23 protein-coding genes are annotated in these 21,620 nt (G+C 33.2%); 17 read left to right on the plus strand and 6 right to left on the minus strand.

Annotated features, from left to right (window positions below):
* The gene (locus SMGD1_RS09575) at positions 1-225 is read right to left on the minus strand and encodes a hypothetical protein (protein WP_008336215.1); all 225 of its coding nucleotides are present in this window, start codon (positions 223-225) and stop codon (positions 1-3) included.
* A gap of 73 nt (positions 226-298) precedes the next feature.
* Positions 299-2,011, minus strand: a complete 1,713-nt coding sequence (gene olsF, locus SMGD1_RS09580; RefSeq protein ID WP_008336962.1) for a bifunctional ornithine lipid synthase OlsF — start codon at positions 2,009-2,011, stop codon at positions 299-301.
* 169 nt (positions 2,012-2,180) lie between these two features.
* Here olsF and SMGD1_RS09585 point away from each other — a divergent pair, with 169 nt between their 5' ends.
* Entirely contained in the window at positions 2,181-2,702 is a 522-nt protein-coding gene (locus tag SMGD1_RS09585) for a rhodanese-like domain-containing protein (protein WP_008335446.1), read from the plus strand.
* On the opposite strand, the gene SMGD1_RS09590 is transcribed toward SMGD1_RS09585, so the two are convergent.
* A complete protein-coding gene (locus tag SMGD1_RS09590) occupies positions 2,699-3,010 on the minus strand; it encodes a YqfO family protein (protein WP_008336183.1) in 312 nt (103 codons plus the stop codon). The two genes, SMGD1_RS09585 and SMGD1_RS09590, sit on opposite strands and share 4 nt — an antisense overlap.
* Positions 3,011-3,012: 2 nt before the next feature.
* On the minus strand, positions 3,013-3,972 hold the full coding sequence (locus SMGD1_RS09595) for a 6-phosphofructokinase (protein WP_008335180.1): 960 nt from the start codon (positions 3,970-3,972) through the stop codon (positions 3,013-3,015).
* Between the two features lie 138 nt (positions 3,973-4,110).
* On the opposite strand from SMGD1_RS09595, the gene SMGD1_RS09600 reads away from it, so the two are divergent.
* The 4 genes from SMGD1_RS09600 to SMGD1_RS09615 all read left to right on the plus strand — a co-directional run bounded on the left by SMGD1_RS09600 (position 4,111) and on the right by SMGD1_RS09615 (position 9,323).
* Complete coding sequence (locus SMGD1_RS09600) at positions 4,111-6,306, plus strand: response regulator (protein ID WP_008335614.1); 2,196 nt, start codon at positions 4,111-4,113, stop codon at positions 6,304-6,306.
* 88 nt (positions 6,307-6,394) lie between these two features.
* The gene (purH, locus tag SMGD1_RS09605; protein WP_008336832.1) at positions 6,395-7,933 is read left to right on the plus strand and encodes a bifunctional phosphoribosylaminoimidazolecarboxamide formyltransferase/IMP cyclohydrolase; all 1,539 of its coding nucleotides are present in this window, start codon (positions 6,395-6,397) and stop codon (positions 7,931-7,933) included.
* A 122-nt stretch (positions 7,934-8,055) separates the two neighbouring features.
* Complete coding sequence (locus SMGD1_RS09610; protein WP_008335609.1) at positions 8,056-8,937, plus strand: DnaJ family protein; 882 nt, start codon at positions 8,056-8,058, stop codon at positions 8,935-8,937.
* Positions 8,938-8,948: 11 nt separating this feature from the next.
* Positions 8,949-9,323: a heat shock protein transcriptional repressor HspR gene (locus tag SMGD1_RS09615; RefSeq protein WP_008335850.1), complete on the plus strand. Its 375-nt coding sequence runs from the start codon at positions 8,949-8,951 to the stop codon at positions 9,321-9,323.
* Between the two features lie 7 nt (positions 9,324-9,330).
* On the opposite strand, the gene murA is transcribed toward SMGD1_RS09615, so the two are convergent.
* Positions 9,331-10,593 carry a UDP-N-acetylglucosamine 1-carboxyvinyltransferase gene (gene murA, locus SMGD1_RS09620; protein WP_008335866.1) on the minus strand — a complete coding sequence of 421 codons (1,263 nt, stop codon included), beginning with the start codon at positions 10,591-10,593 and terminating at the stop codon, positions 9,331-9,333.
* A 43-nt stretch (positions 10,594-10,636) separates the two neighbouring features.
* Complete coding sequence (locus tag SMGD1_RS09625; protein ID WP_008336499.1) at positions 10,637-13,021, minus strand: GGDEF domain-containing phosphodiesterase; 2,385 nt, start codon at positions 13,019-13,021, stop codon at positions 10,637-10,639.
* A 101-nt stretch (positions 13,022-13,122) separates the two neighbouring features.
* On the opposite strand from SMGD1_RS09625, the gene SMGD1_RS09630 reads away from it, so the two are divergent.
* The 12 genes from SMGD1_RS09630 to SMGD1_RS09685 all read left to right on the plus strand — a co-directional run bounded on the left by SMGD1_RS09630 (position 13,123) and on the right by SMGD1_RS09685 (position 21,593).
* On the plus strand, positions 13,123-13,551 hold the full coding sequence (locus SMGD1_RS09630; RefSeq protein ID WP_008335653.1) for a hypothetical protein: 429 nt from the start codon (positions 13,123-13,125) through the stop codon (positions 13,549-13,551).
* Positions 13,544-14,083, plus strand: a complete 540-nt coding sequence (locus SMGD1_RS09635) for a hypothetical protein (protein ID WP_008341240.1) — start codon at positions 13,544-13,546, stop codon at positions 14,081-14,083. The genes SMGD1_RS09630 and SMGD1_RS09635 overlap by 8 nt, the downstream gene beginning before the upstream one ends.
* Complete coding sequence (locus tag SMGD1_RS09640) at positions 14,077-14,772, plus strand: exonuclease domain-containing protein (protein WP_008336763.1); 696 nt, start codon at positions 14,077-14,079, stop codon at positions 14,770-14,772. Before SMGD1_RS09635 ends, SMGD1_RS09640 begins: the two co-directional genes overlap by 7 nt.
* Positions 14,769-15,137, plus strand: coding sequence for a hypothetical protein (locus tag SMGD1_RS09645; RefSeq protein ID WP_008335870.1), 369 nt, complete (start codon positions 14,769-14,771; stop codon positions 15,135-15,137). The genes SMGD1_RS09640 and SMGD1_RS09645 overlap by 4 nt, the downstream gene beginning before the upstream one ends.
* Entirely contained in the window at positions 15,127-15,735 is a 609-nt protein-coding gene (rsmD, locus tag SMGD1_RS09650; RefSeq protein WP_008335191.1) for a 16S rRNA (guanine(966)-N(2))-methyltransferase RsmD, read from the plus strand. Before SMGD1_RS09645 ends, rsmD begins: the two co-directional genes overlap by 11 nt.
* Positions 15,736-15,771: 36 nt before the next feature.
* Complete coding sequence (locus SMGD1_RS09655; RefSeq protein WP_008335047.1) at positions 15,772-16,818, plus strand: flagellar basal body P-ring protein FlgI; 1,047 nt, start codon at positions 15,772-15,774, stop codon at positions 16,816-16,818.
* A gap of 15 nt (positions 16,819-16,833) precedes the next feature.
* Entirely contained in the window at positions 16,834-17,136 is a 303-nt protein-coding gene (locus SMGD1_RS09660) for a rod-binding protein (RefSeq protein WP_008336009.1), read from the plus strand.
* A gap of 68 nt (positions 17,137-17,204) precedes the next feature.
* A complete protein-coding gene (locus SMGD1_RS09665) occupies positions 17,205-17,411 on the plus strand; it encodes a flagellar biosynthesis anti-sigma factor FlgM (RefSeq protein WP_008335567.1) in 207 nt (68 codons plus the stop codon).
* 26 nt (positions 17,412-17,437) lie between these two features.
* Entirely contained in the window at positions 17,438-17,866 is a 429-nt protein-coding gene (locus tag SMGD1_RS09670) for a hypothetical protein (protein ID WP_008335601.1), read from the plus strand.
* Position 17,867: 1 nt separating this feature from the next.
* Positions 17,868-19,748: a flagellar hook-associated protein FlgK gene (gene flgK / locus SMGD1_RS09675; protein WP_008336387.1), complete on the plus strand. Its 1,881-nt coding sequence runs from the start codon at positions 17,868-17,870 to the stop codon at positions 19,746-19,748.
* A 5-nt stretch (positions 19,749-19,753) separates the two neighbouring features.
* The gene (locus SMGD1_RS09680; protein ID WP_008334942.1) at positions 19,754-20,551 is read left to right on the plus strand and encodes an ABC transporter permease; all 798 of its coding nucleotides are present in this window, start codon (positions 19,754-19,756) and stop codon (positions 20,549-20,551) included.
* Positions 20,552-20,561: 10 nt separating this feature from the next.
* Positions 20,562-21,593, plus strand: coding sequence for an AI-2E family transporter (locus SMGD1_RS09685; RefSeq protein ID WP_008335289.1), 1,032 nt, complete (start codon positions 20,562-20,564; stop codon positions 21,591-21,593).
* Positions 21,594-21,620 lie beyond the last annotated feature (27 nt).

A 21,620-nucleotide genomic window follows, 5' to 3' on the forward strand; every position in this document is an offset into this window, starting at 1 on the left:
TTACACAACTCTTTGTAAATTGACATACCAATCGTCATTAAAGTATCTTTGATTAGCAGTTAGTTTTATATCTACATAGTTATCATATACTTCTAGTGACTTTATACAATCTTGTGGCACTTCTAAATCTTCAATAACATACTCTTCAATCAAGTTCATATTTAAATTATCGTCATAATCTAAGTTTAGATAATCTATGTGTATTTTGAATTCTCTACTTTTCATTTAGGAAAGTTCCTTCTTTTTGATAGTGTAATAATAATATTTAAATATAACAAAACGATTACAAAAACTAATATTAATCAATATATCTTTTTCTTTGCAAGTGCTTGATCTTAGAGATATCTACAACTATTAAACTGTCAATACAGTTTGAAAAATCCGGGTCAATATTGTAAGCACAAAAATTTATGCCACCTTCATCACATAAATCACTATACTGCTTGTATAGAGTTGGGACACTTGTACCCATAACTGCTAGTGCTCTTTTCAAGTTCTTGAAGTTTTCTTTATACTCTAAATCACTAAATTCATTTCTTAGATTTCTAATCAAGTCTGCATCTGTTTTATAGTTGTAAGGGCTCTTCGCACTTGCTAGATTGTCTTTATCTCTGAAATTTTTATCGTAGAAGTAGAGAATAGTATCTTTTGCTATTTTTGGATAAGTGGCGCTAAGTGATACTGGTCCATAGAGATATTTTATTTCAGGGTTATTTCTAATATATGCTCCTATCCCGTACCATAGATAATCAAGAGCTCTGCTTCCCCAGTACTTTGGTTGAACGAAACTTCTTCCAAGTTCAATTGAGTTGTCAAAATATTTGTCAAAGCTTTCATTAAAGTTAAAAAGTGTGCTTGTGTAGAGTGCAGCTTTACCAAGTTTTTTAATTATATCTTTACATTCTGCTATTCTATATGCTCCTACTATTTCTAAATCTTCATCATCCCAAAGAATGATATGCTTATAGTATCTATCATACTTATCTATGTCTCGTTTTTGATTTATTCCTTCACCAACTTTTCGAAAAGATAACTCTCTAAGACGGCCGATTTCATTTAGAAGGCTGGAGTTAGGATTTATACTACTGTATAGATAAATCTTTTTGTTATCTTTGGTGTTTCCAAGCAGTTGAGCATTTTTGAGCTCTTTTTTTAAATCACGTCTATCTTCTGGATGAGCGATGGCCTTTTGTGTTAAAAAAAAGCTTTTAGAGTTTTTTAGATTGTAAACTTGTTTTTTGTAAAGTTCTAAAATTTTGTCTTGTTTTAACCCTTTTGGAATTATGTTTTCATTAGGGATAATTTCACCAACAGTGATATCAATAGTTTTATTTTTTTGCTTAAACATCTCATTTGGTAAAAGCAGAGTAGAAAGTTTTTTGTTAATTGTAGATATTGAGTAGAATGCTTTAGAATTCTTTCCTCCTATAAATACCGGAATTATCGGAGAGTTACTTCTATATGCAAACTTTAAAAAGCCTTTTTTCCATGTTTTGTCTTTTACACCTGTTGAACTTGCGCGACTTACTTCTCCAGATGGAAATATTATAAGAGCCATATCATTATCAAGTGAGTCATATATCTCTTGTATAGCTTCTTTTTTTTGTCTGGCTGTGAAATTATTTACATGTATAAAAAGAGAATCCAAAACTTTAAATTCTTTTAAAAAATCATTTACAACTATTTTTATATCTTTACGTACCCTACTTAGTAATTTAATAAGTGCAAAGGCGTCAAGTGCACCTAGCGGGTGGTTTGCAATGATGACAACTCTGCCGGATGAGGGAATATTTTCTATATCCTTATCAGATGCTAAAAAGTTAAAATCAAAGTAATCTAAAACATTGTCTATAAATTCAAAGCTTCCAAGATGAGCATTTTTATGTACAAATTCATTGATCTCATCCTGATGAACAATAGAGTCGGAAAATTTTGTAATAGTACTTTTTAAAATCTTACTGTTTTTAAGTTTTGGATATTTATCTGTAATCATTTTTTCTACGCTAATCATGATACTCCCTGTATTCTGGTTTGCAAAAATTATAATGCAGAGATATTTCAAGATGGTTACATCAAAAAATATGACTAAAAAATCTACAAATTTTTATTTATTCCAATTTAAAGATTTTAAAGTAAACTAGAGTATATGAAAAATTGTTTTATAACGTAAAGGTTGGGGTATGTTTTTTTTAGTACAAGAGAGTTTGAAAAAAGTTTTTTTTAAATTGATACTCCTTTCAGTTGTAGGTATCATTAGTTCTTTAAACGCAGTTGATTACAGTGGTGAGAAGTCATATAGTATAAAACTTCCTTACAAGGCTTGTACTGTCTCTCCGATTCCACGTGAAGCTTTAGAAGCTGGAATTATTCCTATAAATACTGCAAAAGCAAAAAAGTTTTTTATAGAAGGGGCGCTATTTTATGATGCCAGAAAAAAGAGCGACTACAGTAAAGCACATATAAAAGATGCTAAACCCATCATATTTGATGATTCAAAAGCAAAACATACTCTTATTAGTCTTCCAAAATCTCTTGAGAGAAATATGATCTTTTATTGTTACGGAGATAGCTGTGCTAGTTCTTATGAAGCAGCATTATCGGTACTAAAACATGGTTATAAAAATGTTTTTTGGTATGTCAACGGATTTGATGATTGGAAGAAAAAAGGTTATCCCGTTGAATCAAGTAAGTTAAACGATTAAAACCCTTCAATTTTAAGAACTTCATATGCAACTTCTTCATATGGATGTACTTCTTTTAAAGTTTTTACAGCTTTTTTTATAAGTCTATCTTCGCAGATCATTTCTATTTTGTACTCTTGTACGATTTCGAGTTCGTTTAGCTTTCCAATATGTGGATTTGCACTCTCTATTGGTTTGAATTGACCATTTCCTAAAGTCTCAAACGAGCAACATTCATAATTTTGATATCTTCCAACTCCAATATCAAAAAGGGCTTGTTTAGTCCTCTCTTTAGCATCTGAGGGTACGAAATAATTTAGCTTGTACATATCTATGGCTTATCTAAGTAAGATAGTAGTTCAGCATCTAGCTCTTTAGTTTTACTTGTTACTTCTTCTATACTATTAAATTCAAATCCACTTTTTGTGTAGCATATTACACTTTCATCTCTGCCTGCAAGTAAACCATCAACGGCGTGAGTTATAAACTTATAAGCCATAAGTCTGTCATATATAGTTGGGTTTCCACCTCTTTGTATATGACCTAATATGCTCACTCTAGACTCCATACCAATTTTGTTTTCAAACCACTGGGCTATTTCTGAAGAATCTTGTTTAATACCCTCAGATACTATAGCTATGAAATACTTTCGTCCATTTTTAATCTGCTTTTTAAAATCATCTTCGAAAGATTTTAAGTCATACTCTTTTTCAGGAATAAGACATAATTCAGAACCTGAGGTTAGATGTGAAACCAAAGCCAAGTAGCCACAGTCTCTACCCATAGTCTCAATAACAAAAGCTCTTTTAAATGATGAAGCTGTATCTCTTATAGCATCTATGGAAGTCTTAATGATGTTTAGAGCAGTATCAACACCGAGCGAATAGTCAGTTGCATTTATATCGTTATCAATAGTTGCAGGGATACCGCAAAACTTTATGCCAGTCTCTTTATAAAATATATCTAGTCCTCTAAATGAACCGTCACCGCCAAGAACTACCAGCATCTCAATACCTAGCGTATCTAAGTTCTGTTTAGCTATATCTCTATACTTTTTTTGCATGAATCTTTGGCTTCTGGCACTTCCTATTTTTGTTCCACCACGATTGATGATTCCAGATACATCACAGTAGCTTGCCTGCTCTATTTTATTGTCAATTAGACCTTCATATCCATCATAAACAAAGTATGGAGTCAAGTTCTTTTGTAGTGTATATTCTACGAAGTGTTTTAGTGCAGGATTCATTCCAGAGACATCACCGCCAGAACATAAAATAGCAATATTTTGCATAGGAGACCTTTTTTGTTTGTAGATTAAAAATAGAATATTGAAAAATCTCTTTAATAGAGTTTAATTTGATAAATGGTTTTTTAATATTCTTTGTAGTAGTATTATTTCTTTAATTAAATAGTTAAAGGTTTCAGATAGATGTTATATTGTGATAACTATGAGCAAGCTATTGAAAATTCCTCATATGAGATATTGATTGTAGAAGACTCAGAATTTGTTAATAACAGTATTAACAAAATATTAGGGGACATGGGTTATGTCTGTGAACAGGCATTTGACTACGCAACAGCATCTCATAAATTAGTAAATGCCAAATATGATTTTGTAATTTTAGACCTGAATCTACCGGATGCTTATGGTGAAGAACTTGTTAGAGAAGTCAAGCGCTTAACTAAAGCAAAAATTATCATACTTACAGCAGAAACAGATATACAAGCAAGAGAAGGACTATTTAAAAACGGCATCTTGGATTATCTTGTTAAAGATAAATACTTTAATAACTCTATAGTTGCTATTGATCAAGTTATTCACTCCATAGAAAAAAACTATATCAGCAATGTTTTAGTTGTTGATGATTCTAAGTTAGTAAGAAAGCATATTGAGACAATACTAAAGGTAAGAAATTACAATGTTATAGAGGCTGAAAATGCTGAAGAAGCTCTGGAACTATTAAAAACTAAAATAATAAACCTGATTGTACTTGATATGGAGCTCCCAGATAAGCATGGTCTTGATGTTATTAGAGAAATAAAATCAATTCCTGATCTATGTCCACTTCCTATTATAGTTATATCCGGAAAAGGTGATCCTGAACTCGTACGTAGCTCACTAAAACTAGGATCTTCTGATTTTATAAAAAAACCATTCAATATAGAAGAATTCGTACTTAAAGTTGATTCTGCAATTGAGTTAAATCGTAAGGACAGAGAGATACTTTGTAGACAACAACTTTTAAATGAATATAAAGATGCAGTTGATAGAAGTACGATAGTCTCTAAAACAGATTTAAAGGGAAGTATTACCTATGCAAACGATAAGTTTTGTGAACTATCAGGATATGCTAGAGAAGAATTAATTGGAAAACCTCATAATATTATTCGTCACAAAGATATGCCCTCAAAAATATTTAAAGAATTATGGGAAACTATTCAAAAGAAAGAATCTTGGCATGGAATTATTAAAAATATAACAAAAGATGGTCAAGCTTACTATGTAGATACAGTAGTAAGCCCGATAGTTGATTACGATGGCAATATCGTGGAATATATAGGTATAAGATCCGATATAACTGCTATAGAGACGATGAAAGAACATTTAGAAAGTGAACTGAATATTTCAGAAGATAATTTTCAAGTGATGTTAAAACGTTCTTCAGAATATGAAAAAGCAATTGATGTGAGTAATATCCTGTCTCGCTCAGATGTTGATGGAACTATAACTTATGTAAATCAAGCTTTCTGTGATGTGTCCGGATATACAAAAGAAGAACTAATAGGCAAATCTCATGTAATGTTACGTCATCCTAAGAATTCACCAAGTCTATATAAAAATATTTGGAACACAATCCTGAATGGTGATAGTTGGAATGGAGAAATAAGACACATAGCAAAAGACGGAAGTTCTTATTATGTTAACAGTACAATTGTTCCAATCATGGATGCTGATGATAATGTTATAGAGCATATGTCTATTAGCCATAATATGACAGAGTTTGTAAAACTTCATACTGAACTTGAAGATACACAAAAAGAGGTCATACATCGTATGGGTGAAGTTGGTGAAACTCGTTCTAAAGAGACAGGTTATCATGTTAAGAGAGTTGCTGAATATTCAAAACTACTTGCTCTTTTATCAGGGCTTGGAGATAAGAACTCAGAACTGCTCTATAGTGCTTCACCGATGCATGATATTGGAAAGGTTGGAATACCAGATAGTATATTGCTTAAACCTGGGAAGCTAGACGAGTATGAATGGAATATCATGAAAACTCACTCTAAACTCGGATACAATATTTTGAAAAAATCAAAAAGAAAAATATTAAAAGCAGCAGCAATAGTGGCATATTCTCATCATGAAAAATGGAATGGCAATGGATATCCAAATAAGTTGGTCGGTGAAAAAATACATATTTTTGGAAGAATTACAGCAGTTGCAGATGTATTTGATGCTCTTGGAAGTGATAGATGCTATAAAAAGGCTTGGGAGTTAGATAAAATTTTAGAACTCTTTAAAGAAGAGAGAGGTAAACATTTTGATCCAAAGCTTGTAGATCTATTTTTAGAAAACCTAGATAAATTCTTAGAAATACGTGATAAATTTCAAGACAAAGTTTAATGCTATAGCTCTTAACCTTCATAAAATCATAATCTTATTTTAGATAGAATTCCGTAATTAAAATTTTGTTTAATCAAAAGGATTTTCTTTGGCAAAAAGAGCATTGGTAAGTGTTAGTGATAAAGCAGGCGTAGTAGAGTTTTGTAACTCTTTAGTAAAAAATGGTTATGAGATTATTTCAACTGGTGGAACTTATAAAAAGTTAGTTGAATCTGGTATAAAAGCTATTGAGATTGATGAGGTAACAAAATTCCCAGAGTGTTTTGAAGGTAGAGTAAAAACTCTTAACCCTTATGTACATGGTGGAATTCTACACCGTCGTGATAAACAATCACACCTTGACCAAGCAAAAGAGTTAGGCGTTGAGTCTATAGATTTAGTTTGTGTAAACCTTTACCCTTTTAAAGAGACTATAGAGAGAACTGATGACTTCGATGATATCATTGAGAACATCGACATCGGTGGACCTGCTATGGTTCGCTCAGCTGCAAAAAACTTTGATTCTGTAATCATCGTTACTAATGTTGCTGATTATGATGAAGTTATAGATGCTATTGAAAATGAAAAAAATACAAAAGAGTTCCGTCGTGGTTATATGATAAAAGCATATGAGCATACAGCGGCATATGATTCTATGATTGCTAACTACATGAACGAGCGTTTCAACGGAGGTTTCGGTGAAAAGCAGTTTGTAGTTGGAAACAAAGTTATGGATACTCGTTATGGTGAGAACCCTCATCAAAAAGGTGCTTTATATGAGTTTGATAAGCACTACTCAAACAACTTTACAACACTAAAAGGAGAGGCGAGTTTTAACAACTTAAATGACCTAAGTGGTGCTGTTAAGATTGCATCTGCATTTGGTGATGAGAATGCTGTATGTATTACAAAACACGGTAATCCATGTGGATTTGCTATAAAAGATACTCTTTTAGAAGCTTATGAAGAAGCTCTTAAATGTGATCCTGTATCTGCATTTGGCGGTGTTGTATCAGTTAACGGTATAGTAAATAAAGAACTAGCTGAGAAGATGAACGAGATTTTCTTAGAAGTTGTAATCGCTGGTCGTATCACTCTTGAAGCTCAAGAAGTATTCGCTAAGAAAAAACGTATCAAGTTATTTGAGATGGGAAGTGATAAGTTAGTTCTTGCAAATGACAAAAAAGACTTTAAACACATCGATGGTGGTTTTGTATATCAAGATGCTGACAAAGTTGGCGCGGACGAAGTTAAAAATGCAAAACTAGTTTCTAAGATTGCTGCTCAGGCACAAGATATGAAAGATTTAGAGATAGCATACAAAGTAGCATCTCTTACAAAATCTAACTGTGTTGTTTATGTTAAAAACTCTGCAATGGTAGCAGTTGGTATGGGTATGACTTCTCGTGTAGATGCTTCTCAATGTGCACTTAAAAAAGCTAAAGAGATGGGCCTTGATGTTACTGGTGCAGCTCTTGCATCTGAAGCATTCTTTCCATTCCGTGACTCTATAGATGCAGCGGCAGCAGCTGGTGTTAAAAATGTAATCGAGCCTGGTGGAAGTATTCGTGATGAAGAGATAATAGATGCAGCTAACGAGTTTGGAATGTCTTTATATTTCTCAGAAGTACGCCACTTCTTACACTAATCTACCTCTTTTAAAATAAAATCAAGGTTTCTAACCTTGATTGACTTCCACTCAACTCTTGTGATATAATTACACTTAGATAATTAACTATTATAATATATAAACTTTAGGATAAAAAAACAATGGCTAAATCATTATACGAAACACTTGAAATTACAGATAGTGCGAGTGAAGCGGAAATTAAAAAAGCATATAGAAAATTAGCAAGACAGTATCATCCGGATGTAAATAAAGATAAGGGTGCTGAAGATAAGTTTAAAGAGATTAACTCTGCTTATGAAATTTTAAGTGACAAAGAGAAAAAACAACAATATGATAGACATGGTGACAATATGTTTGGCGGACAAAATTTCCATGATTTTTCACGTTCACATGGACGTGGTGGTCAAGGTGATTTAGATGATATCTTGAGACAAATGTTCTCAGGTGGAGGTGGCGGTTTCGGTGGAAATGGTGGCTTTGGCGGATTCGGCGGAGGATTTGGTGGACAACAGCAACAACCAAACCTTGATATTGAGACAAGTGTGACAATTCCATTTAGTGTATCAATCCTTGGTGGTTCACATTCTGTTTCAGTAAATGGAGAAAGATTTGATATCAAAATTCCTGCCGGTGTTAAAAGCGGTGAGAAGATGCGTGTTAAAGGAAAGGGTCATGCTCAAGGTGGACGTGCAGGCGATCTTTTTTTAAAGATAACTGTTGCAGCTAATCCAGAATATATAAGAGAAGATGATGATCTAATAAAAACTTTTGATGTTCCCCTTTATGCGGCACTTTTTGGTGAGAAGATATCTATTAAAACTTTAGAAAAAGAGATAAAACTAAAAGTTCCAAGTAACACTAAAAATGGACAAAGATTTCGTGTGAAAGAGATGGGTGTAATGAACCGTAAAACGAAGGTTCGCGGAAACTTATATCTTGAAGCAAATATAGTTTTACCAAAAGTTGATGAACTAGATGCAGATTTGGTTGAGCTTATGCAAGAAAAATTACCTAAAGAGTAAAAGGAGTTCTGATGATACACCAATATGATGAGCCAGTATACCTAATTAGTATAGTTTCAAAGATTTTAGAGATTCACCCTCAAACTTTACGACAGTATGAGCGTGAAAACCTTGTATGCCCATCTCGTTCAAATGGCCGCATAAGGCTATACTCACAAAGAGATATAGACAGAATTAAACTTATACTTAGACTGACTCGTGAGCTTGGTGTTAATTTGGCTGGTGTTGATATAATTTTGAGACTTAAAGAGAATGTAGATGGTATGGAAACAGAGATTGCAGAACTTCGTCATCAGGTTTCTCGTGCCCAGAATAGTCACTCAGTGTCTCCAGATAAGGCTCTAGTGACTAAAAAGAGCCTCTACGAGATGATAATTTTTGAGTAGAAGTTTTCTACTCTTTTAACCTTCTAACATCTGCCCCAACTGCTTCAAGCTTCTTTTCCAATGCATCATAACCGCGATCTAAGTGGTATATTCTATGTACATTTGTTGTGCCATCTGCAACAAGCCCAGCTAATACTAGAGCACTAGAAGCTCTTAAATCTGTTGCCATAACATCTGTTCCACTAAGCTTAGTCCCACCGGTAATAGTTGCAACATGCCCATTTAAAGAGATGTCAGCTCCCATTCTTTGAAGTTCACTTACATGCATAAATCTATTTTCAAATAGTCTTTCTTCAATAATAGAAGTTCCATTTGCTTGAGTAGCAAGTGCAAGGAATTGAGCTTGCATATCTGTTGGAAATGCTGGGTACTCCTGAGTTACGATCTTTATTGGTTTTATTACATCTGATGGATGAATAGTAATAGTGCTCTCTGTAATAGTAAATTTGCTACCCATCTCTTCAAGTTTTGCTAGTACAGAACCTAAATGTTTTGGCTCTACACTGCTAAGAGTAAGTTCAGAGCGACTAATCGCTCCAGCACAAAGGTATGTACCAGCTTCTATACGATCTGGTATAACCGCAAACTCTTCGATATTTATTAATTTACCATTTGTTCCATGGACAGTTAATATTGCAGTTCCAATACCATCTATTTGGACTCCGCTAGCATTAAGAATTTCACAAAGCTGAACTACTTCAGGTTCTCTTGCTGCATTGGTTATGGTTGTGTTTCCAGAAGCCAAAGCTGCAGCCATTACAATATTTGCAGTTCCTGTTACTGTGATTTTATCAAAAATGATATCACAGCCTTTTAGACCATTTGGTGCAGTTGCTTGAATATAACCAGCTTCTATGCTAATCTTTGCACCCATATGTTCTAAAGCTTTTAAGTGAAGATCAACTGGTCTTTGACCAATAGCACAACCACCAGGAAGAGATACTTCACAGTGGCCAAATCTAGCTAAAATCGGTCCTAGAACAAGTATAGAAGCTCTCATGGTTTTTACAATATCATAAGTTGCTTTTGTTTGAGTAAGAGTAGAAGTGTCTACTACAACTTTGTCATCACGGAAGTCGCACTGAGCACCAAGATTAGATAAAAGTTTTAAAAGAGTCTTTATGTCTGCCACTTGAGGTAAATTTTTTATATGAACACTATTGATTGCAAGTATAGTCATAGCAATTAGTGGAAGGGATGCGTTTTTAGCACCAGAGATTTTTATATTTCCATTTAGAGAATTAACTCTTTTTATCTGTAAGTAGTCCATCAGCATCTTTTATATTTTAATAATGAAATTATATCTGAATATGTTATTTATTTGGCATATAATCTTGTATAAATTTTGTAAACTCATCTTTAGGTATCGGCTTAGAAAAGTAGTACCCTTGAAGTTGGTCACAGCCCATTGTTTTTAGTAGCGCTACGTGTTCTAAAGTCTCTACTCCCTCAGCAACTGTATTGAAGCCAAGGGAGTGAGCCATAGATACTATAGTCTGAACTATAGTCTTGTCATCATCATCTTCTATAATGTCTAGCACAAACGATCTGTCTATTTTTAATGTGTTTATTGGAAATTTTTTAAGATAAGCCAAAGATGAGTGACCTGTACCAAAGTCATCAATGGCAATCGAAACTCCAATAGCTTTTAACTCTGTAAGAATTCTAAGAGTGTTTGTCATATTTGTCATGGAGAGAGTCTCTGTAATCTCAAACTCAACTTGAGACGGACTAACTTGATAGTTATGCAACATAGATGAGATAAATGAGACTAAATTAGGGTCTTGAAACTGTCTAGCAGAAAGATTTATGGCAATTTTCAGACCTACGAGTCCTAGCTTATTCCACTCTTGGAGTTGAAAAATAGACTCTTCAATAATAATATTACCAAGCTCTATCATCAGACCTGTACTCTCTGCAATGTGAATGAATTGATCTGGAAATATTAGGCCATTTGTCGGATGTCTCCACCTTGCTAAGGCTTCTGCTCCAGATATGAAGTTATTTTCAGAATCAATTTTTGCTTGGTAAAAGACTTCAATTCCGGCTTTGTGTTTAACTGCTTGAATTAGGTCTTGTTCTAGATGCAACTGCTGGTCAACATAGTTGCCCATACTTTGTGAGTAAATTCTGTAGTTGTTTCTGCCACTATTTTTGGCTTCATACATTGCTGTATCGGCATTTCTAATTAGCTCTTCAGAATTATCTCCATGATCTGGATATAGTGAGACGCCTATACTTGATGTAATATAGAGTTGATGATCACCAATGTCGTGTTTACTTTGAAGAGTATGTTGAATCTTAGATGCAATGTTTTGTGCATCAAAAATTGATTTTACAGATGGCAGAAGTATTACAAATTCATCTCCACCTAGTCTTGATAAAGTATCTGATTCTCTGATATGAATTTTTAATATCTCTGCAATATGTATAAGCATATCATCACCGACACTATGACCAAGAGTATCATTGATTAGTTTAAAGTGGTCTAGATCTAAAAACATTACTGCCAAGTTTGTTTGTTCTCTTTTTGCATACTGAATTGCTTTATGCATTCTATCTTTTAAAAGTGTTCTGTTAGCAAGACCTGTAAGAGAATCATAGTAAGCAAGTTTTTCAATCGTTTTTTTGTTTTTGATATCGTTTGTTATATCCATACTTACAGCAGTTATTCTTACCATGCCTCCTGCTTTTTTACGAACTTTGCCTCTTGTTTGCACATAGATTTCATTTTTACTTTTAAGAATTAGTGCGTACTTTATATTGAATTTTGAACCATGTTTTATGGCATCTTCAATAACTTTTACAACATTGTCATAATCATCTTTTGATATAAAATCTAAAAAATCTTTCCATGTGATAGCTGTACCAAACTTAACCCCTAAAATGCGGTAAACTTCATCACTAAGGAGTAGGCTTCCATCTATAACATTGTACTCCCAGCTTCCAACTTTAGCAATTCTCTGTGCTTCCTTTAGGTGCGCCTCTTTTTGTAAAATAGTATCGTTTAGCTTTTGTGTATTGTCGATATATTTAGTCAATTTTTGAACCATAATATTAGCAGATCTGTTAATAGTCCCTATCTCGTCATTTGTTTGTACATTAAAGTGAAAATCTTTTGGCCTATTTGGGTTAAATCTCTCAAACGATGATGCTAAGACACTTAATCGCTTTAGTGAGTTATATAGAAGAAAACCAAGTAAAGCAATTGCAAGCCCAAAGATAGATACACCACCAATGAACCATTTATAGAAGTTTTGCATGTATGTCTTGTATGACTCATTTGAGTATATTATTGTAGTCTTTCCAAGTTCATTTTTAGTAGCTGGGTCGTAGATAACTTTTGTAGATACAAAGTGACCTTCATCTTTTAGTTCTTGAATAGATTTATTCTTTTTAGAAAACAGCATAGGTTTTTCAAGAGTAACTGAGTCTATCTTTAAAAGTAGAATTTTTTTATGTTTGAGTTGAGCAGTAGCAATTCTTTTTAAATCGCTTGTAAGTCCATAACTTAGGTTCATCGCAATATCTGGAGAAATCTTCTCTTCTATAGAACTAAGATCTTCTTTGATTAGATAAGTGTAACCTTGAAAGAAGGACTCTTTAGCAATAACTACGATAAAAATTATGAAAATAATCGATGACATAAAAAGTAAAGAAAGTGTTTTGAATGTCAAAGAAGTAAAAGATATTTTCATGATTGATAACCTAAATTTAATATAAAGATTATACTCTTTAATAGATAAAGGAATGCTTTTTTGATATACTTTTGCAATTACCTGACACAATAGGAAACACGATGAGTTCAGCTCTTGATAGACTAAAAAATCTAACAAATAAAATATCTTCTTATGAGACTGCAAGAAAAGAAAATTTAAACATTTTAAAAAAACTATATACTCAAACTGGCATAGACAAAAAAGTTGAAAACTTTTCAGATTTGTTTGATTTTAAAGCTATAAATCTCTCAGGAGCTTCACTTTTAAGTGAAAGCTTAGGCGAGATAAAAAAGGGAAAATATCTTCAAGTTCTAGCAATAAGTTATGATAAGAATGCTGCACAAAAAAGTAAAAACACATCTTTAGCATACTTTGGAAAAGTTGAAAATGTAGACAGTGCTTTAAAAGATATAGTTGTTGAGTTTATTATTAGATACAGATTTGAGAAAAGTTTTATAACTCTGGAGAACTACTACGATATGATAGGCACATTTTCAACGAATGAGTAAATTTTATTTTTTCTTATGGCTTAGATGGTCTGTAAGACTTACCCTATGCAGTACTATCTTGGCATCTGTACTTTCACTTCTTGCTACCTTCTATACATATCTTAGTCAGGGTATGGTGACTCTAAACAGTGAAGTAGTAAAAGCATTAGTGGATGTATTTGTGTTTTGGTTCCCAGTTCTTTGGAGTTTTACGCTTCTTCTGGCACTTTTCAGAGATCTGAAATATATTTTCAATAGTTGCGTCTACGGATATGAGCTTAAATTATATTCTTGTGATGGCAAAGAACTCTTAGAGCAGGTTGGTTATGGTGACTTGGTAAAAGTTTGGAGAAAATGGTTTATGCTAATCATTTGGCTTGTTGGTTCTTTAATGGTTTTATCTTTAATATATACATACTTTTTTACTACATACAGTGGCGTTTTCGATTGGTTTAATATCTACTGGTTATTTTCTTTTTTACTTATTAGCGGTTACTTCTCATTTATACTCATGTCAGCTAGATGCAAAAGAGTAAAAGTAGAAAAATGTTAATTTTTTTAGATGTTGAGACTACAGGTTTAGAAGAAATAGACAGGGTCTGTTCTATCGGTATTGTCTGGTCTGAAGATGGAGAAAACAGAACTATATATGAGTTGGTGAATGAAGGTAAAAAAATACCCTCACTAGCATCTAGTATCAATCACATAACAAACGAGATGCTAAAAGGTAAACCAAAGTTTCAGGAAAGTGAAGCATATAAATTACTTACTCAACACAATAATGAAGATACAACTATTGTAGGTCACAATATAAAGTTTGATTTGGCGATGTTAAAAAAATCTGGCTTTAATTTTATTGGCGAGATTATAGATACACTAAGGGTGACAAAGCATCTTGTGAGTGAATGTGAACAGTTTTCTCTGCAGTTTTTGAGGTATGAGTTAAAACTATATAAAGAGGAAAAAGAACTTCTTCAAGCTCACCATGCACTGAGTGATGCGACAATTGCTAAAAACCTTTACGAGTATCTTTTAGAGATACAACCAAAAGAAAAACTTGCTAAGTTAAGCTTTGAAAATGTTCTGCTTTCAAAGTTTGGATTTGGAAAGTATAATGGTCGTTATATTGAGGAAATTTGTATGTGTGATAGAGGATATTTGGATTGGATGCTAGCTAATATTCTGGATTTAGATGAAGATTTGCGCTATAGTATCGAATATTATTTAAGGGAAGTCTCATGAAAATTGCAGTTGAGTGCAAGTCGCCATTATTACAAAAATCATTAGAGATATTTTTATCTTCACATTTAAGTTCTTTAAAGCAGTGCGACATCGTTGTTCGTGACTTTAAAGCTCTTGATGACGATAGAACTTTTTATATTTCAAAAGATAGTGGTTCAGATCTGATAAAACCATTTTCAAAATCAGCACTTATTCTTGCACTTGAAAAGAGATATGAGACTCTTTCTCCTCAACCAAAAGAAGCGTTCAATTCTTTTACTGATGGGACTGCTGACTTTAGCATCTTAGAGAAGCGAATTGATATTCTTACCCAAGAGTATAAAGAAAATATTTTAAAGGCAGTAAGAGCATTTTATGAAGAATAGTGATAAAAGTAAATCATTAACAAAAAAAATAATATCTGGAAAATTTAAAAACAAAGTTTTAAAACTCCCATCCAAAACAACTACGCGCTCATCTAAGTCAATAGTTTTAGAATCTTTTTTTAACACTATACAGTTTGACATCATAGATGCTACTTTCGTTGAAGTCTTCTCTGGAAGCGGTTCTATAGGTCTTGAAGCTCTTAGCCGTGGTGCAAACAACATACTTTTTATGGAACAAGACAGAGATGCAATAAAAGTCTTAAAAGAAAACATCTCTCTTACTGACCCATCTGCATGTGAAGTATTTAGTGGAGACAGTTTTTCAAATATAAACACTGTTATATCTACACTCAAGAGAAATAAACAGAGTGCATACTTTTACATCGATCCACCTTTTAGCATCAGAGAGGGCATGGAAGATATTTATGACAAGATGATTACTATGATAGCATCTATACCTCCAGAGCTTACAGAGCTAATAATCATCGAGCACATGACAGGTTTAGAGATACCTGAGACTATAGGTGCATTTAAGATGAAAAAATTTAAAAAGTTTGGGAATACTTCATTAACTTATCTAGAAGAAAATATGGAATAGGAATTGCTGAGTAATAGCTAGTTACAAGGACTCGTTATGAAAACAATTATTTTACTCTTACTTACTATTTCTACAATTTACGCTACTAAAATCAATGATGTTGCTAACATCGTAGGTGTACGCGAGAATCAGATTATAGGTTACTCACTTGTTGTCGGTCTAAAAAAGACTGGTGATGGTACTACCTCAAAATTTACACTTCAATCAATCTCAAACATGTTAAAAGCCATGAATATAGATATGAACCCAATCGATATAAAATCAAAAAATGTTGCAGCCGTTGTTGTAACTGCCAATCTTGGAGCATTTGCAAAACAAGGTGACAAGTTTGATATCACTGTCTCTTCTATTGGAGATGCAAAATCTTTAGAGGGTGGAACACTTTTGATGACACCACTAAAAGGGGTTGATGGCAAGATATATGCTTTGGCACAAGGTCACATCAGTATTGGCGGTAAAAACTCAAGAGGTGCAGGAAGTGAGTCTCATCCAACTGTAGGTATTGTTTTTGAGGGTGGATTTGTAGAGCGTGAGATTAGCATCGACTTGTACAATCAAGAGTACGCAACACTATCACTAAAAGAATCAAATATGAAAAATAGTGTAGCAATACAAACAGCTATAAATGATTTTTATAACACGCAAGTTGCAGTAGCAATGGATCCAAGAACAATCAAACTAAAATGTCCACAAAACAGAAGTATGATAGAGTTTCTAGCTGAAGTTCAAGATATTGACATGGAATATAAACCAAGTAATAAAATTATTATTAATGAGAGAACAGGAACTATAATTGCTGGAGTAAATATAGAAGTAAAACCAATAGTAATAACTCATGGAGACATAACTATAAAAATCCTATCACAGGACACTCTATCTCAACCTGAAGGTTCAATGGCGGTAGATAATGATTTAGTAATTGGGCTAAATCAAAATGAGATATACACTAAAAATGGAACTACAACTGTAGCAAATATAGTTCGTTCTCTAAAAAAGCTTGGAGCGTCTCCTAAAGATATTATATCTATCTTGGAAGCTATGAAAAGTGCTGGTAGTATCTCAGCTCAACTAAAAATCATCTAAGAAAAAGGAGACATTATGTATGGTTCTAACTCTATTAATATGCAAGCTCAGATGATGTCACAAAATCAGAGTGTTCCAAAAATAGATACAAATACTAATGATGCTAAACTCAGAGAACAAACAGATGCTTTTGAGTCTGTAATACTAAAGATGCTTATGGATAATGCTATGAAAGATGAGAAAAATCTTTTTTCACAGCAGAATGATCCAGGAGATAAAATATACAAATCAATGTATAGAGAGGAACTTGCAAAAGCAAGTGCAGGAGGCTTTGGGTTTTCTCAGATGCTTTATGACTTTTTAAGTCAAAAAAGTTGAAGTTTTTTCTTTTATTGTCGATATAGCTGTATATTATAAAGTCTATATGGACAATAAAAGGATAAGTTATGATTTCGCAAATAAATAGTTCTGCGGTTCGTGGTGCTTACGCTAGTAACTTTGGAGAATCTAAAGAAACTAGTAAAGCCTCGACGAATATTACAAAACAAGGTGATACTAGCAAGGTGGAGAGAATAAAAGAAGCTCTTGAATCTGGCGAGTATAAAATTAACCTAGAGGCTCTTTCACAGAAGATAGCTGAAGAGTTGTTGTAGGTTTAAATACAAGATAGGGGTTGAAGATGTTGTCTCATCATTTACAGGGTGCCTTAATTGATTTAAGGGATTTAATAAAAATTACTGAGTCTGATATAGCAGATATAAAAGAAGCTAAGAATGATCCGCAATTTGACAGATTATCACTAAAAGAAGAAAAGCTTAAAAGCTTCGAGCAAAAAAAAGCTATGATTGATCATGAAATATCATCTTTAATGACTAAAAATCCTGATATGGATTTACCAGAACTTCTTAGTAAAGAACAACATTTACAACTAGATGAATTAAAAAAAGAACTAAATAATCTTAGAGATGTGAACAAACACTACGCAAGACTTGTCTTGGTTGTTAGTAATTTATATAATACATTTTTAGAAAGAGTTGTTCCTACCGAGATGCAAGGTTACAATAAGGTTGCATCTAAAAACCCATCTATCTTGGAAGTGAGAGTGTAATATGGCTTCTATATTTAATGCACTTCATATTGGATACTCCGGGCTTAATGTAGCTCAGATTGGTATCAATACGACAGGTCATAATATTTCAAATGCTGAGGTGGATGGCTATACAAGACAAAGAGTTATTACCGCTGCTGCAACACCTCTTCAAACATATCCTGGTAATGTCGGTAACGGTGCGCAAGTTATGGATATTAAAAGAGTATTTGACAACTTTGTTTTTGATAGATACACTGATATTTCTGAAACTAAAGAGTATAGTGATTTTGAGACCAAGACACTGGAAGAGCTTTCGACATACTTTCCTGAAATTGATGGTGTTGGTATAAAAGCTGACTTAACTGAGTACTATAATATGTGGCAAACTTTTGCTGACAACCCAGATAATGATGCTATAAAATTAGCCTTAGCAACTCAAACAAAAACTCTTACGCAACATATTGCCTATACACAAACTCAAGTAAAAAGTTTGCAATCTCAACTTAATGATCAACTAGCAGTTAATATAAATGAAGTTAACTCTATAGCGAAGCAGTTAGCTGATTTAAATAAATCTATAGAGATTGCAGAAGCTGGAAAAACATATACTGCAAATGATTTAAGAGATAAAAGAAATGTGATGGAACGCAGTTTGGCAAGACTAATCGGTGCTGTTACTAATGCAGGACAAATTGAGTCAAATATACAAGTAGATAGTTCTTCAAATACTAAAACTGGAAGTTATAGTGTTAGTGTTAATGGTTTTAATATTGTTGATGGTAATTCATTTCATCCAATTTATTTATCTAGAGAGAATAATTCAAATGGCTTTTATGAAGTTTCATATGAGAGACAAGATGGTACTCTTATCCAGATTGCAGAAAAAATAAGTGGTGGTGTAGTAGGGTCTATATTAAATCTTCGTGGAGCTTCTCTTGACACCACAAGCGGTATGCCAACAGACGGTGTAGTCCAAAATGTTGTTGCACAAATGGATGCTTTTGCAAAAGGTCTGATAGAGTCTACAAATAATGTTTACGCAAACAGCGCTACAAAAAGAATGGAATCAAATAAATTAGATTTAAATCCAACCAACTCTCTTGTTAATTCAACTTTGAATGTACAAACTGGATCTTTTGAGATGATTGTATATGATATTGATGGCAACGTTACCACTAAAAGAGAAATAGTAATAAATCAGGCAACTACCATGACTGGTGTAGCAGGTTCAAATTCTATTCAAGGGCAGATAGAAGCACAGATCGATGATAATGGCGATGGTAATGCAAACAATGATATAAATAACTTTATACAGTTTAATTGGGCTACATTTGCTGGTGGGGGGAATGCACTTGAATTGACATTAGATCCGCTTGCTGAATCTAGAGGCTATACTTTTTCAATGCAAGATATTTTAAAAGATACATCATATTCATCTGGAAGTAATTTTGCAGGTGCACTTGGTATGAGTAGATATTTTGACGGTGATAGTGCCCAAAGCATCAGTCTTAATTATACACTAGCTAACAATCCTACTCTAATAACGCCTGGAGCTACACCAGTAGCAGGGGACAATGTTGTTGCGCTTAATATGGTTCAGCACCAGTATGAAAAATTTGATTTTTATGTTGGCAATCAAGATTTTAACACTACTACATATGCTATGTTTGACATCATCGCAACAGAAGTGGGTACTCAAACAAATGCCGCAATACTTAAAAATGAAACTATAACAACACAGTATAATGCAACTGAGCTAGAGTATAATTCAGTATCAAAAGTAAGTCTAGATGAAGAGATGACAAACTTGATTAAATATCAAACATCATATGGTGCTGCTGCAAAAATTATAACTACAATTGACCAGATGATGCAGACACTTCTTGGAATAAAACAGTAAAGCAGATGCCAAAATTCAGTATTACTGTATTAGTTTCTGTTTTTCTATTTTCTTTTGTAGGCTCTTTCTTTTATAGCATAGATGCTTACTCCCTAGATAGTAATTCTATACTTCTCCCTCCATCACTAGATCATTTACTTGGAACAGATAGGTTAGGACGTGATATCCTTGCTAGACTTATTGAAGGTGGAAAAATATCTTTGATCATTGGTGTAGGAAGTGCCTTTATAGCATCTGTAATAGGCCTTATTTTAGGTTCTATGGCTGGATACTTTAGAGGAAATGTAGATAAAGCTTTTGTTATTATGGTTGATCTGTTTTTAACATTCCCAACTTTCTTCTTACTTTTAGCACTTGTTAGTTATGTAAATGCATCTGCATGGGTTTTAATAGTCATAATATCAATTACTGGCTGGATGACAACAGCAAGGCTGATTCGTTCAGAGAGTTTTAGAGTCACATCTGAGCCGTTTGTAAAGATTTTGAATATTGCTAAGGTAAGTAAGATAAAAATTCTTTTTAAATATTACGCTCCAATATTAGCACCGATTTACTTTGTAAGTTTTACTTTTGGTGTTGGTGGAGCTATACTTGCAGAATCAGGGTTGAGCTTTTTGGGACTAGGAATTGTGGCTCCACAAATGAGCTGGGGAACAATTTTAAGTGGGGGAAAAGAGGTTATAGAAATTGCGTGGTGGGTTAGTTTCTTCCCTGGGCTTATGATTTTTCTAGTTACATTTTCTCTTATAAATATTTCAAACTATTTACAGCAATTAACAAACCAAAAACAGATTCAAAACTAAAGGCTATCAGATGCAAGATAGAAATATAGGATATTTTTTCATAGTATTTGCAAGTGTAATAATTGTTCTTGCAGGTATTAAGAGTGCGACAGCGATAGTTATACCTTTTTTACTTGCTCTCTTTATTGCAATAATTCTTTCACCATCATATAATTACTTTAATAAAAAAGGCTTACCAAATGGTTTATCATTAGTGTTAGTTATAACTATATTTGTAATATTTTTAGCATCTGTAGCAAAACTAATAGGGACATCTGCTCAAGAATTTAGTTCCAATATAGGTTCCTATGAACAGCAACTCTCCGGAAGTTTTCATAAAATTACTGAGATGGCTGTGAGTTTAGGAATAGAATTACCTGAAGAAGAGATTACTAGTATTATAAACCCTAAGCAGATTATGCAACTTACTAGTGGAATAGTTCAAGGTATAGGTTCAATGTTTACAAACGGTTTTGTAATTCTTTTGAGTGTTGTTTTTATGCTTTTAGAATCTGGGCATTTTGTAAGTAAGATTACCCATGCAACAAATGATAATAGAGCAATATCAAATATACAAGAGATAATTAGTAAAATAAAAAGATATATGGTCTTAAAGGCACTAATATCAATATTTACAGGTTTTGTTATATGGATTGCTCTTTTATTTGTGGGTACTGATTACGCTTTTCTTTGGGCTGTTTTAGCTTTTATGCTAAATTTTATTCCAAATATTGGTTCTATTATAGCCGCAGTTCCAGCAGTGCTACTCACCTTGATTCAATTAGGTTCTGTTAGTGCATTAATAGTAAGTGCAATATATGTTGGAGTAAATATAATTATAGGCTCTGTAATTGAGCCAAAAATTATGGGTAGAGGCTTGGGGTTATCTACATTAGTTGTATTTTTATCATTACTGTTTTGGGGATGGTTACTTGGAATAGTAGGGATGCTACTTTCAATTCCACTTACAATGATGGCTAAAATAGTTTTAGATGAAAATGAAAATACAAGATGGATAGCTGTTCTTTTGGGTACAGGAGAGAACCTTGAAGAAGTCAAGTAAGTAAAATAAAAGAGCAAAATGGATATA

The organism is Sulfurimonas gotlandica GD1 (assembly GCF_000242915.1).
Classification (GTDB): Bacteria; Campylobacterota; Campylobacteria; order Campylobacterales; family Sulfurimonadaceae; genus Sulfurimonas; species Sulfurimonas gotlandica.